General features: G+C 47.6%; 14 protein-coding genes. 8 read left to right on the forward strand and 6 right to left on the reverse strand.

Annotation, left to right across the window (positions count from 1 at the left end):
- The first annotated feature begins 84 nt into the window (after nucleotides 1-84).
- On the forward strand, nucleotides 85-339 hold the full coding sequence (locus tag H6F50_RS17000) for a hypothetical protein (protein ID WP_190429614.1): 255 nt from the start codon (nucleotides 85-87) through the stop codon (nucleotides 337-339).
- A 15-nt stretch (nucleotides 340-354) separates the two neighbouring features.
- On the forward strand, nucleotides 355-498 hold the full coding sequence (locus H6F50_RS17005) for a hypothetical protein (RefSeq protein WP_190429615.1): 144 nt from the start codon (nucleotides 355-357) through the stop codon (nucleotides 496-498).
- A gap of 48 nt (nucleotides 499-546) precedes the next feature.
- Here the strand turns inward: H6F50_RS17005 and H6F50_RS17010 are convergent, their stop codons facing one another.
- From H6F50_RS17010 to H6F50_RS17020, 3 genes are all read right to left on the reverse strand, one after another.
- A complete protein-coding gene (locus H6F50_RS17010; RefSeq protein WP_190429616.1) occupies nucleotides 547-1089 on the reverse strand; it encodes a Uma2 family endonuclease in 543 nt (180 codons plus the stop codon).
- A gap of 114 nt (nucleotides 1090-1203) precedes the next feature.
- On the reverse strand, nucleotides 1204-1863 hold the full coding sequence (locus H6F50_RS17015; protein ID WP_190429617.1) for a (2Fe-2S) ferredoxin domain-containing protein: 660 nt from the start codon (nucleotides 1861-1863) through the stop codon (nucleotides 1204-1206).
- Between the two features lie 45 nt (nucleotides 1864-1908).
- Entirely contained in the window at nucleotides 1909-2154 is a 246-nt protein-coding gene (locus H6F50_RS17020; RefSeq protein WP_190429618.1) for an Asr1405/Asl0597 family protein, read from the reverse strand.
- A gap of 320 nt (nucleotides 2155-2474) precedes the next feature.
- Here H6F50_RS17020 and H6F50_RS17025 point away from each other — a divergent pair, with 320 nt between their 5' ends.
- From H6F50_RS17025 to H6F50_RS17045, 5 genes are all read left to right on the forward strand, one after another.
- Nucleotides 2475-3029: a Dps family protein gene (locus H6F50_RS17025; protein ID WP_190415157.1), complete on the forward strand. Its 555-nt coding sequence runs from the start codon at nucleotides 2475-2477 to the stop codon at nucleotides 3027-3029.
- A gap of 547 nt (nucleotides 3030-3576) precedes the next feature.
- Nucleotides 3577-6855 carry a carbamoyl-phosphate synthase large subunit gene (gene carB / locus H6F50_RS17030; RefSeq protein WP_190429619.1) on the forward strand — a complete coding sequence of 1093 codons (3279 nt, stop codon included), beginning with the start codon at nucleotides 3577-3579 and terminating at the stop codon, nucleotides 6853-6855.
- A 580-nt stretch (nucleotides 6856-7435) separates the two neighbouring features.
- Nucleotides 7436-7612 (forward strand): hypothetical protein, encoded by a 177-nt coding sequence (locus tag H6F50_RS17035; RefSeq protein WP_190429620.1) that lies wholly within the window; start codon nucleotides 7436-7438, stop codon nucleotides 7610-7612.
- A 377-nt stretch (nucleotides 7613-7989) separates the two neighbouring features.
- Nucleotides 7990-8253: a hypothetical protein gene (locus H6F50_RS17040; protein WP_190415153.1), complete on the forward strand. Its 264-nt coding sequence runs from the start codon at nucleotides 7990-7992 to the stop codon at nucleotides 8251-8253.
- Nucleotides 8222-8941 carry a pentapeptide repeat-containing protein gene (locus tag H6F50_RS17045; protein WP_190429621.1) on the forward strand — a complete coding sequence of 240 codons (720 nt, stop codon included), beginning with the start codon at nucleotides 8222-8224 and terminating at the stop codon, nucleotides 8939-8941. The genes H6F50_RS17040 and H6F50_RS17045 overlap by 32 nt, the downstream gene beginning before the upstream one ends.
- Nucleotides 8942-9159: 218 nt before the next feature.
- On the opposite strand, the gene H6F50_RS17050 is transcribed toward H6F50_RS17045, so the two are convergent.
- A complete protein-coding gene (locus H6F50_RS17050) occupies nucleotides 9160-9993 on the reverse strand; it encodes a CPBP family intramembrane glutamic endopeptidase (protein ID WP_347277175.1) in 834 nt (277 codons plus the stop codon).
- A gap of 42 nt (nucleotides 9994-10035) precedes the next feature.
- Nucleotides 10036-10317, reverse strand: coding sequence for an ATP-dependent Clp protease adapter ClpS (gene clpS / locus H6F50_RS17055; protein ID WP_190415151.1), 282 nt, complete (start codon nucleotides 10315-10317; stop codon nucleotides 10036-10038).
- Nucleotides 10318-10700: 383 nt separating this feature from the next.
- Here clpS and H6F50_RS17060 point away from each other — a divergent pair, with 383 nt between their 5' ends.
- On the forward strand, nucleotides 10701-11594 hold the full coding sequence (locus H6F50_RS17060) for an alpha/beta fold hydrolase (RefSeq protein ID WP_190429622.1): 894 nt from the start codon (nucleotides 10701-10703) through the stop codon (nucleotides 11592-11594).
- Between the two features lie 60 nt (nucleotides 11595-11654).
- Here the strand turns inward: H6F50_RS17060 and H6F50_RS17065 are convergent.
- Nucleotides 11655-12676, reverse strand: a 1022-nt coding sequence (locus H6F50_RS17065; protein WP_190429623.1) for a CHAT domain-containing protein, incomplete at its 5' end; no start/stop codon positions are given.

Below are 12676 nucleotides of genomic sequence, written 5' to 3' on the forward strand. Positions count from 1 at the left end.
GCTAAGGATTTGGTTGCCGTTAAGCAAAACTTAGCGGGCAATTAATTGGCTATAATGCCATCAAAAACTGTAACCTGTTGAATTATGAACAGAATTGCTCTTGCTTTGCTTACTTGTCCGATAATTTTGGCATCAATGCTCCTGCTAGCGAATACAGCACAAGCCGCTGAAGCTTCAAATACGATGCTGTCTGCACCAACTGCACAAGTTATTGTCGTGCAAGATCAACAAGTGCCTGCATCTGTGCAACCGAGTAATCCTATCAAAGACCATCTAGGGTGCAGTTGCGCTGCTTGCACTAAGGCTCTAAGTCAAATGCAAGGTCAGTTTACGCTTTAGCCAAGATGGACGGCGATGCCAAAAAAGCGATCGCGCTTTCTTGAGTTGAAGAATTTCCTTCTCTTTACCCACTATGCCCGTCTTCAGGCGGTGATGGTGGGTTTTTGCTTAATCCACGTAACTTTTAGGCGATCGCTCTTGCCACGCTACTCGCGCTAAAATTACTATCCATTTAGTAATATTTAAAATCTCTATCAACTGTCAGCTTCAAGCTAACAATTCATCTAGCGCTACACTAAATCCTCTGAGTACAAGTTGCGTACTCACTACATCACCAGTATTAAACCCTAATGTCTGACTTTGAGTAATTAACAATACCCGACGACTCTCAGGAAATACTAGCCAGACTTCCGAACAACCCGACTCTAAATACTCGCTTGCTTTGGCAAACAAATCCTCGGCTGAATCCGTTGGAGAAGCGATTTCAGCAATTAGCGGTGGACTTTGTGGCAACCCTCCTGCCTCACCAAACTGCGCTACCAATTCCGCTGTGAGGTAGGATACATCAGGACGACGTCCCTGCCTTAAAGTCCGACAGGGAAGTTCTACAACAACCTCTCCTCGTTGTCCAGATTGGGTTATGTAATTTCCCCAGGAAAGAACCAGCTTACTCTGAACCCGACTGTGTTTTACCGTCATTCCCATTTTCTCCACAAGTTGTCCATCCACCCACTCCATGTGTTCGGGGGGGTTAGTCATAAAGTCTTCTAGAGAGAAGCTTTCGGTTACAGTAGCGATCGCCATAGTCATCTACTCGCTTTGGTCAGGTACTAATATTATGGCAGGCTGCACATAGACGATACCCCCAACTTCCTGATAAAAAGAAGTTGGGGGTATGTATTATCTATAAATTACGAAAAATTATTAACGAACCCTAGCCGTTTCGCACTCCAAACGAGGTGCAATTAGCTCTTTAGATACCATCTCATCTGGAAAATGTTTATCTATAATTTCAGGGATTTCTGTAGCGTTAATCCGAGTGTAGCGGGTTTTATCCGGCATAACGATATTTGGCCCTGATTTGCAACGCTTCATGCAGCCAGTTCCTTTAATCGTAACCTGGTCGTCCAAGCCGCGATCGCGCAAACCTTCTTCCAAAGCCTGACAAACTTTATTAGCACCCAACTTGCAACAATCTGACTTCTTACACACCAAAATTGTCGCTTTGACGCCGGAAGGTAGAGGTAATTTTTTAGCAGGTCGAGGCAATTCCTGAATTTCCTCAACTTGTGTAACTTCCTGAGATTGGCTGGGGGGAACACCCGGTTTAACCAGATAAGCCTTTTGTTTGACTTCTCCGCTTTTTAACTTGAGCTTAGTTTCGCCAAAAACCTCAACCCAAGTACCGGGTGTCACTCCTGAGCGAAATAGGGAAATCCGAGCTTCTTTGGCAAGCTTTATCTGACATTCACCCTGTGAAGTTGCGAGTCTCAAATATTTGATTTTATAGCCATCTTCGATGACAAAACCGAGTAACCATCCCTCAAGGCGGAATTCTGAGTTGTTTTGTTTAAATTTACTCATGCTTTTTTACAACCTCTTTTAACTTTCTTTTGGATCGTTACTCGTCTACCAGCAGCGTTCCAGATGGCTCACTAACTCGCCGCGCGATGCCGTTAACTGCCTAACAACACTCCACAGCTGAATCGCTGCTGTCGTGTTGTAGACCTCAACCAGCAAGGGCTGGTCAACCGCACACCCACAGGAAATTCCTAACTCTCGCAAGCGGTAATAAACTTGCCACCGATCTGCTCGATTCACCTCAACAACCTTGCCGGTTTCTGGTTGTGGCTCAATTGGCTCTATTGGATTCATTCGTTCCCACAGACGCGAAAAATTAGCATTGTCTATAACTTCCTTGGACTCGCTAGCCTTTCCGAAAATTCCCTGACGTAGGGAATTTTTACAATTTCACCCTAGTTAATACATATAACTCAAACGACAACAATTCTCAACTAGCTTAACTAAAAATTTAATTGCTTGCGAGAAATAGGCAAGGATACAACTGAGGAACTAGCGCTTGCTGCGGATCGGGTCAAACTGGCTCAGACTATAGTGAGACACCAAAATTGGGTTAGCGTGATACACTTACTGCATTAGCAACAACCGTTGCTTATTGAGAGGAGAATACAACGATGTCCGAAACTCAGAGTGTATTGCGCTCCTTCGGTCAGGTTTATGACAATCCGGTGTTGCTGGATCGCAGTATCACCACGCCGGTTTGTGAGGGCTTCAACATTGCTCTAGCGAGTTTTCAGGCGCTGTACTTGCAATATCAAAAGCATCACTTTGTGGTCGAAGGTTCAGAATTTTATATGCTGCACGAGTTCTTCAGCGAAAGCTACGAACAGGTGCAGGGACACGTTCATGATATTGGCGAACGGTTGGATGGACTGGGTGGCGTTCCAGTAGCTGGCTTTGCCAAGTTAGCAGAGCTGTGCTGCTTCACGCCAGAAGATGAAGGGGTATTTTCTTGCCGCCAGATGGTGGAACACGACTTAGCCGCCGAGCAAGCGATGATTCAGCTAATCCGGCGTCAGGCAGGACAAGCAGAAAGTTTGGGCGATCGCGCAACCCGTTATCTGTACGAAACAATCTTGCTGAAAACCGAAGAGCGGGCTTATCATCTGGCTCACTTCCTCGCTAAAGACAGCTTGACCTTGGGTTTTGTCCAGACTACGAATAATTAGTATCTGCCTCTTGAATCCCGTTGAGGTAAGCTAGATGTAGCCTCGATATGCAGGCTGCTAAAATTTTCAGTACCTAACCTGTGGTTCTTTAAGACAGAGAGTAACACTAACTGAGCAGAGGGAAGATATCTTCTCTCTGCTTGTTTATTATGAAGTTGTAAAAGTTCTGATTTAAGTTGTAAAGAAAAACCCAGAAATTGATTTTAAACTTGTTGAAATTAGTTGTCAACTAACCTAAAAGGCAGATTTCTTGGCTTCCCTACATCATGGGAATGAGAACCGAAGAGTTCAGAATGGAAGGGCGGATTTGACGCGATCGCGGTAGAGACGCGATAACCTGGTCTCTAACATCGATAGCCTCGATCAAACTGCCCGGTCAATGGGAGCTGGTTGTACCAAGAAGACACTTGCCAGTTGACACAAAATAAGTTGCAAAAACCTTTCCTCATCAAATCTTGGGCAAATTGGCAAAAACCACTACCAAGCACAGGGAAGAAAGCCTTTAAAATAATCTGGACTTAAAACAGTCACGCTAGGACAAACAACTATGCCCCGCCGCCAGGACATCCACAAAATTCTGTTACTAGGCTCTGGTCCAATTGTGATTGGACAAGCCTGCGAGTTTGACTATTCAGGCACTCAAGCCTGTAAGGCGCTCCGGGAGGAAGGATATGAAGTCGTGCTGGTGAACTCGAATCCAGCCAGCATTATGACCGACCCGGAAACGGCCGATCGCACCTATATTGAACCGTTGACACCAGAAATCGTAGAAAAGGTAATCGCCAAAGAACAACCTGATGCGCTGCTGCCCACAATGGGAGGTCAGACAGCTCTAAATATAGCCGTCACCCTTGCGAAAAATGGAGTACTGGAAAAGTACGGGGTCGAGTTAATTGGAGCCAAGCTACCGGCAATCGAGAAAGCCGAAGACCGGCTGCTGTTTAAGGAAGCGATGGCGAAAATTGGGGTAAGCGTGTGCCCATCGGGGATTGCTAGCACCCTCGACGAAGCGAAGGCGATCGCGTCCCAAATTGGCAGCTATCCCTTGATTATCCGCCCTGCCTATACCCTAGGCGGCACCGGCGGCGGCATTTCCTACAACCAGGAAGAATTTGAAGAAATGGCTCAGGGCGGTTTGGATGCCAGCCCAGTGTCGCAAATTCTCATCGAACAGTCGCTGTTGGGTTGGAAAGAGTACGAACTAGAAGTCATGCGCGATTTGGCAGATAACGTCGTGATTATCTGCTCGATTGAGAACCTTGACCCGATGGGCATCCACACTGGGGACTCGATTACCGTAGCACCCGCGCAAACCCTCACCGATAAGGAATACCAGCGGTTGCGGGATGCGTCGATTAAAATTATCCGCGAGATTGGGGTAGAAACCGGCGGCTCGAATATTCAGTTTGCAGTTAATCCTCTGACTGGCGACCTGATTGTCATTGAGATGAACCCCCGCGTTTCTCGCAGTTCTGCCCTGGCTTCTAAAGCGACCGGGTTCCCAATTGCGAAGATAGCGGCAAAGTTGGCGGTAGGCTATACCCTCGACGAAATTCCCAACGATATCACCAAGAAAACCCCGGCGTCCTTTGAACCGACCATTGACTATGTGGTGACGAAAATACCCCGATTTGCCTTCGAGAAATTTCCGGGTTCTCAGGCAATCCTGACGACGCAGATGAAGTCGGTGGGAGAAGTGATGGCGATGGGGCGGACGTTCTGCGAGTCGTTCCAGAAAGCATTAAGAGGCTTGGAAACGGGTCGCGCGGGTTGGGGATGCGACAAGAACGAGAAATTGCCAAGTTTGGAACAAATTCGTTCGGGACTGCGGACGCCTCATCCAGAGAGAATTTTCACCGTTCGTCATGCCATGTTGATGGGGATGACGGTAGAAGAAGTCTATGAACTGACGGGAATCGATCCGTGGTTTCTAGATAAGATGCAACAACTGTTGGAAACCGAGAAGTTCTTGAAGCGAAGCAAGCTGAAAGACCTGACAAAAGAAAAGTTGTGGGACATCAAGCAGGAAGGTTTTAGCGATCGCCAGATCGCCTACGCTACTAAAACGACCGAAGATGAAGTCCGCGACTACCGCAAGCAGTTGGGCGTCGTCCCCGTCTACAAAACCGTGGATACTTGTGCGGCGGAATTTGAGGCGCTGACTCCTTATTACTACTCGACTTACGAAGAAGAATCGGAGGTATTGCCCTCAGATAAGCGCAAGGTGATGATTTTAGGGGGTGGCCCGAACCGGATTGGGCAGGGGATTGAGTTTGACTACTGTTGCTGTCATGCAGCTTATTCTCTCTCCAAGCAAGGGTTTGAGACGATTATGGTCAATTCAAACCCGGAGACCGTTTCCACCGATTATGATACGAGCGATCGCCTCTACTTTGAGCCGCTGACGAAAGAAGATGTTCTCAACATCATCGAGGCGGAACAGCCAGAGGGAATTATCGTGCAGTTTGGGGGTCAGACGCCGCTAAAATTGGCTTTACCATTGCAGGAATATCTGCAATCCCACCCCGAAATCACCGCTAAAATTTGGGGAACTTCGCCAGATTCGATTGACACCGCCGAAGACCGAGAGCGATTTGAAAAAATCCTGCGGGAACTTGATATCAAGCAACCAGCGAACGGAATTGCTCGGAGTTTTGAAGACGCCTTAGCGGTCGCGCAGCGCATTGGCTACCCCGTCGTGGTACGTCCTTCTTATGTATTGGGAGGACGGGCGATGGAAATTGTCTACTCCGATGAGGATTTGCAGCGCTACATGATGTATGCGGTGCTGGTGGAACCCGATCATCCGATCTTGATCGACAAGTTTTTGGAAAATGCGATTGAGGTGGATGTGGATGCGATCAGCGATCGCACTGGTAAGGTGGTGATTGGCGGCATCATGGAGCATATCGAACAAGCGGGCATTCACTCTGGGGATTCTGCCTGTTCCTTGCCCTATACTTCCCTATCGGAAGCAGTCTTGGATACCATCCGTACCTGGACTATCGATCTCGCCAAGACCCTCAAGGTGATTGGATTGATGAATATCCAGTTTGCCGTTCAGGGGGAACAAGTTTACATTCTGGAAGCCAACCCCAGAGCCTCGCGCACCATCCCTTATGTCTCCAAAGCGACTGGAGTACCCCTAGCCGCTCTAGCGTCCCGAATTATGGCAGGTGCCACGCTGGAATCCCTCGACTTGACAGAGGAGGTACTGCCGCGTCACGTTGCCGTCAAGGAAGCCGTACTGCCTTTTGAAAAATTCCCCGGTGCTGACACCCTTCTGGGGCCAGAAATGCGCTCGACGGGAGAAGTGATGGGGATTGACGTGGATTTCGGAAGAGCGTTTGCTAAGGCAGCGTTAGCAGCGGGACAGCGGTTGCCCTTATCTGGCACAGTGTTTGTCTCAATGAACGACCGGGACAAGGCGGCGGCGGTGCCAGTGGTCAGAGATTTGATTGAGTTGGGCTTTCATATTGTCGCCACCGTTGGCACGCGCAAAGTGCTGCGGGAACATGGGCTAGAGGTGGATGTGGTGCTGAAACTGCATGAGGGGCGTCCTCACGTTCTGGATGCGATCAAAAACAACAAGATTCAGCTGATTATCACCACACCTTCTGGGGAAGAAGCGCAGGCAGATGGACGCTTGATTCGTCGCAGTGCCCTCACTTACAAAATCCCTATGATCACGACGATTGCAGGTGCTAAAGCTACTGCGGCAGCGATTCGTGCCTTGCAGTCAGCTCCTTTGGAGGTGAAAGCGCTGCAAGACTATATTGGCATCCCCAACTATAGTGATGCCAAGTTGAGTCCAATCCAGGTTTAACCCTCCAGTCCCCTTTTCGGAATCGGGAAGGGGAGGGGCGAGGTCAGAGTGTATGGCATAAAAATAAGAACCGCTATAGATGCCAAACGCCCTTCCGGGTATCCCCCATGAATCTTAGGGGATTTTACCGAAGCGATCGCAAGGTTGCTCACCCAAACCTGTTTTCTTCGAGAACAGGTTTGGGTTCTTTCAAAACTAAGCCGAAATCTACGTAGTGGGATCGTATCCCTACTTCAGTCAGGACTTAAATCAGGTTTTGCAAGAGATAAGCATCCCCGTTCTTACACCATTTCCCGTTTAAAATGTCAAGCTTGTCATCCCAGAAACCGACGCTGAGCTTTGACAATTTATTGGCAACCTTTATGAATTATTAGGGCTAGGTATAAATTTATTGCCCTTCGTAAAGGCAATAGTTGGCAGCAACTGAGTTGAGATTTTTTGACATTCAGAAGAAATTACTACTTTGTTAAATTGTCAGCAAATCATCAGATTCGCCTTCTATCGAGAAGCGTGGATTCACAATTATTCTTTTATGCAATTTGATAGAAACTTGACTAAAAAGGCATTTCGAGCAAAGGGAATGTCAGTAGGTAAAAGTATTATAGATTACATAGTAATTTCGCTTGGTGTTCCCCTGATGCAACTGAACCGATGCGATCGCCACATAGCCATTTCAATTGCAGCATATGCTGTCGGCTACGCAACACGATCGCTCGATAAGCGATCGCCCAAAGTCCCTCAAGCAGCTCAAGGTTAAATCTTCTTTTTCTGAGTCTGATAAATGTCTGCCCGTAAAGATCCCAGCTATTTTGTTGGGGAAATGCCAACCAATCGAACTTTAGACAAAAACAACCGTAAAGTTTTTTCGAGCGAGTTCAATCCAGAAATCAAAATTTAAGTAAGCCAAGTATAAAAACATACTAAATATTGCTTTTGTTTTACTGGTTGAGAATCAAAATTTTTTTTAAAACTCATGCAGCTTCAGACATCTAGACGAAAAGGAGTTTGTTACTTTTCCATAACTTGATGAACCCTCAAATTCACGTAAATTTTAGTGGATATTTCCCCGGCGATCGCAGTGCAATGTTATTTTTAGAATGGGTTTACTTAAGCTAAATGATGTTGAGGTAAAAAATGCAATACTCAAATTCTAAAAAATCCCACCTAGAGATGGTTGATGAGGAGTCAACAGACAGTCTCGATAAATCCTTAGAAGCAATTTTGGCTCAACTAGAGCAAAATAACCAATTTGTAAGTGAATATCCGGATGTCGAGGAACTGGGGTTGAAGCATATTAGTCGTAACAAGAGGGCGGTAATAGAGAGAATGATTGCCCTCTGCCTATTCAGGTCCAAACAAAAGCCTAATGAAAGCCGGACAGAGTTTGAATGTGCCTAATGAGAAATCTCTCCAGCGACTGAAAGACTTGATCTTACACGTTGTAGAGGCAGATACAGATAACTTCCTTGAATTAGCAGAAATTGCTGGATTAAATCCCGTTAAAGATTTTGCGGGTGCTAATCTTAGTGGCGTTGACCTACATGGTGCCGACTTAAGCGGTTCGATTTTGCTGGGTACGCTGCTGCTGGGTGCCAATCTGATTGGTGCCGATCTCGCGGGTGCCAAGCTAAATAAAGCCAACTTGAATATGGCTGATTTGAGCGGTGCCAATTTGCTCAGTGCCAATCTCAACAGAGCTGACGCTATTAAAGTCTGTTTGATGGGTGCCAACTTGATTGGCGCTAACCTCAACAGTGCCAACTTACTATGTGCCCAACTGAATGAGGCTCAAATGATTGGAGCCGACCTTTGTCGTGCCAACTTAATTGATGCTTCCTTGTGTAGTGTCAACTTGAGTGAGGCGAACTTGAGTTATGCTATCCTGCGTCGTGCTGACCTGAGTAGTGGCACGTTGATAGGTGCAAACTTGATGGGTGCCGACCTAAGCGGCGCTGACCTGCGTCGTGCCAATTTGAGCGATGCGGATTTAGGCACGGTAAAAGTGGAAAAAGCTCGATTTGGAGAGAATACAGGACTTTCAGAAGCAATGAAGCGTGACTTGAAGCGGCGAGGGGCAATCTGGTAAGAATATTTGCGCTCGTCGTTGCTCCTCAAGAGCCGCTTACCGAATCCGCCACAACTAAGTTTTATAATACTTTTCGGTTAACCTCTCTCCAAAGAGTTTAGATGGGGGAGACACGCAGGGAAGTAGAGAATTCCGTTTGCCGATAAAGAGGGACTCTCCCACTCCAGAAGCCAGATTGGGTAATGCTATAGGTTGAGTCTAGGATCAATGGTTGTTGATTATTGAGGCGAGTGTAGTGAATGCGATCGCTTCCGCATCCCAAACGCCAAAACGCTCAAAAACACCAACCCGATTACCCCCGCCAAGGGATTTTTGTCCACACCAGTAATCCAGTCGGAAACTTGACCAGAAAATTGCACCAGATTCCCCACGTTAATGATGTAGTATCCCCAAACCAAGCCAGCGTGCAGACCGATCGAAAGTCCTAGACGCCCCTTGCTTCCGCGCTTTGCCCAAACCAGGGTTAATCCCAGCAGCAACAACCCTGGAAATCCCGGCAAAGTCCGAAAAATCTCCCTCAGCGGCTTCAGAAAATGTAGCAGCGCAAAGATAAAAGCATTTGCCAAAAGAGATACGCGGGGACGATAATCCCGTTCCAACTCATCTAACAGCCAACCTCGAAATACCAATTCCTCTGCAAAACCGATACCCAGAGCGCTCGCCAACCCTTCTAAAATCAGTTTGGGTAATGGAATTGTCGGAGGCTGCCACACCAGCCAACCCAATAGCCCCTCCAGCCCAAACAGACTGAAAGTAATCAAGACGCCAACACCCAGTCCAGAGAAAAGCTCTTTGGCATTTTGCCGCGTTCCTTGTAAACCATAGCGTCTCAGTAGCTGGGGTTGCTGATAGACTTTCTGACCCCACCACCGAACAAGCAGGAGAAACGCTGCAAACAACAGCCCCATCGTCAGGATGGTGACTAAGTTGGGATCTTTACTCAAGAGTAAGTAAATGGGTGCAGCCACCGGCAACCAGAGCAAGAGTAAACTCAGCACAAAACAGCCCAGCCGCGCCGGTGCCGGGTACTGGGCTAAACGGACAAAGTTTATTTTTAACAACCTCTTGCCTCTTACTTGTTGCCTGGGCGTATTTTATTCGTCTGGTTCTATGGTGCTGGTCAATCCGTGGTTGTTCAATGTTTCGCTATAGAACTCCGCATGCTCCAAGGCGCAAGTAATCACGAGAGCAAGCCCATTGGTATGAGCTTCCATCATGATACTGACAGCCTGAGGTTGCGTGATACCAGGCACCGTCGTTATCAAAACCTGCACCACGTACTCCATTGGGTTGAAGTCATCATTATGGAGCAACACACGATAACGAGGTGCGAGTTTACGGACTGTTGAAGGCTTTTGTACGGTTTCGACAGACACTGCTCTTCCCTCTTCGTTACTGATCTACGATTGATAAACGCTACTTGAACTCTCCCCTTCTCTACTCCAGATGTGATGCGAACACAGCTTGCGTACTACCATACGGAAAGCCGCTACGCGCCTACGTTACCCCATCTGAAGTTGGGTCGCTCAAGGCAAATGTTAAGATTCTAGCTGCTTTTTTTATATTACTCAATACTTATGCGTTCTGAGGAGGCGATCGCTCCAGCATTTCCCCTACGCCTGAGCAAAACCTTTCCTCAACATAACTAACGGGGATGCAGCAACCAAGCCCTTAGACGGAACTACTGAATGTCTAAGGGCATCCAGCCTTCCTGAGAAGCTAAAATAAAGAAGTTAACATTACTTAACATTTTTGTGACATGCAGGCAACCCCAGCAGCCTCTACCGTCCCCATTCCCGGCACTTATTGGCAATGGCGGGGGCAATCCATCTATTATGTACGGTCAGGACAACCGCAAACCGAACGCCCGCCCCTATTATTGATTCATGGCTTTGGTGCCTCTACAGACCACTGGCGCAAGAATATTACTGAACTGAGTCAGGATTTTGAAGTTTGGGCGATCGATCTGCTGGGCTTTGGTCGTTCAGCCAAGCCGGAGTGGGAGTATGGTGGCGACTTGTGGCGAGACCAACTGTATGATTTCATCACTAACGTGATTCGTCAGCCAGTTGTGTTAGCAGGAAACTCTCTAGGCGGCTATTGCGGGCTTTGCGTGGCAGCCCAACGTCCATCAGCCGCTGTTGGATTGGTATTGCTCAATAGTGCTGGCCCGTTCACCAATCTTAAGGTGCCGACTCAACCGAACCCTATCCAAAAAGTGATGGGTGAAGTCGTTCAGTCACTTTTTCGCCAACCCTGGGCTAGTTTTCTGTTGTTCCAGTATGCGCGACAACGTTCAGTCATTCGGAATACACTCCAGAAAGTTTATCTCGACCAGAGTGCGATCACCGATCGGTTGGTGGAAGAAATCTATCGCCCCTCTTGCGATCCCGGTGCTGCTCAAGTGTTTGCTTCTGTCTTCAGAACGCCTCAAGGCGAAAAAGTTGACGTTTTATTAAAGCAGATGCGCTGCCGGCTGTTGCTGTTGTGGGGAGAAGCAGATCCCTGGATGAATGCAAGAGATAGAGCGGAGCAATTTCGCCAATACTATCCTCAACTGACAGAGCATTTTTTACAAGCAGGTCACTGTCCCCATGATGAGGTACCAGAACAAGTAAATGCTCTGATGCGCTCGTGGGTATTAAGCAATTAAAAATTCAAAAAAACGCCAAATTAAAAATCAGAGAATGTTTAATTTGGCGTTTTTAAGTGTTTACCAAGGATTGCCGATCATCGTAAATGCTGCCCAATAATAGGGATGAGAGAGTTTCTTCTCTCCTAACCCTGCCAACTCCGGAGGTAGCGAGATATCCTCTCTGGAAGTATGCATTTTGTTTCCCTCAATACTTACTTCTCCATTAATCATCGATATCTGTGCCTGCCGTAGTGCCTCCGCTTTGATGGGGGCTTTTTTCAATTGTGAATAGAAACTGGTCATCAGTCCCAGCGTCCCTTCATCGCTGACGTACCACAGACTTCCCATTGCCGATTTCACCCCTGCTTGCACAGCCAATCCAGCAAAGCCCATCTCTGCCTGTTCATTGCCTAACGCTGTGCGACAGGCGCTCAGCACTAATAACTCTACAGGTGGATCGTTCCAGCCCATTTGCTTTAGCTGATTCAATCGCAGTTTCGTGTCCCATAGCTGAATGTAGGATTGGCTAGGAGGGCCTAATTCAAATTCGGCATGAGTTGCTAGATGGACAATCCCAAAGGGCTGCGAGTAGCGCTGGGACTTCAGATTCTTGAGGGTGAAGGCGTCGTTAAGGAAGGCTTTGCCTTTCCACAGCTGGGGCGTAATCATTGACAACTCCAGGGGCACTGATGGTAACGCGCTTTGTTCGGGAAACTTCTCCGCTCCCATTGCCAGAACTTGGGAATTTTTAATGTCTTTGAAGAGAGTATCCGTCAAACTAAGACTGGGCATCAGCCCCGTACTGTATTTCTCCACCAGAAACTTTTGACCATCGTGGAGAGCGGCAATCGGGATGGAGCGTAGCCCACTGTCTGCGAGGAAGACCATATTCTGGATACCCCGCGCTTGTAAATCGGCTTCAATGGGTGCAATCATCCACTTATAAAGTTTTTGGGCTGGAGCCAGGTAAGCCTTCTGTCTTCGGGGGTTAATCACTTCGGCACGGAATTGATCGGCAACCTTGATTACTTGCGATCGCGTTGTCCCCGGAACCCGCTTGCGAATGGGGACACCATCAGAAGTCACCACCAATATTTCCA

This window comes from Coleofasciculus sp. FACHB-712, from assembly GCF_014695635.1.
Classification (GTDB): Bacteria; Cyanobacteriota; Cyanobacteriia; order Cyanobacteriales; family FACHB-T130; genus FACHB-T130.

Excerpts from the sequence above, each read along its gene's own strand:
- H6F50_RS17035 (WP_190429620.1), top strand. The coding sequence starts at position 7,436 with ATGTCAGTAGGTAAAAGTATTATAGATTACATAGTAATTTCGCTTGGT.
- H6F50_RS17045 (WP_190429621.1), top strand. The coding sequence starts at position 8,222 with ATGAAAGCCGGACAGAGTTTGAATGTGCCTAATGAGAAATCTCTCCAG.
- H6F50_RS17005 (WP_190429615.1), top strand. The coding sequence starts at position 355 with ATGCCAAAAAAGCGATCGCGCTTTCTTGAGTTGAAGAATTTCCTTCTC.
- H6F50_RS17015 (WP_190429617.1), bottom strand. The coding sequence starts at position 1,863 with ATGAGTAAATTTAAACAAAACAACTCAGAATTCCGCCTTGAGGGATGG.
- H6F50_RS17010 (WP_190429616.1), bottom strand. The coding sequence starts at position 1,089 with ATGACTATGGCGATCGCTACTGTAACCGAAAGCTTCTCTCTAGAAGAC.
- carB (WP_190429619.1), top strand. The coding sequence starts at position 3,577 with ATGCCCCGCCGCCAGGACATCCACAAAATTCTGTTACTAGGCTCTGGT.
- H6F50_RS17060 (WP_190429622.1), top strand. The coding sequence starts at position 10,701 with ATGCAGGCAACCCCAGCAGCCTCTACCGTCCCCATTCCCGGCACTTAT.
- H6F50_RS17020 (WP_190429618.1), bottom strand. The coding sequence starts at position 2,154 with ATGAATCCAATAGAGCCAATTGAGCCACAACCAGAAACCGGCAAGGTT.
- H6F50_RS17000 (WP_190429614.1), top strand. The coding sequence starts at position 85 with ATGAACAGAATTGCTCTTGCTTTGCTTACTTGTCCGATAATTTTGGCA.
- H6F50_RS17040 (WP_190415153.1), top strand. The coding sequence starts at position 7,990 with ATGCAATACTCAAATTCTAAAAAATCCCACCTAGAGATGGTTGATGAG.
- H6F50_RS17025 (WP_190415157.1), top strand. The coding sequence starts at position 2,475 with ATGTCCGAAACTCAGAGTGTATTGCGCTCCTTCGGTCAGGTTTATGAC.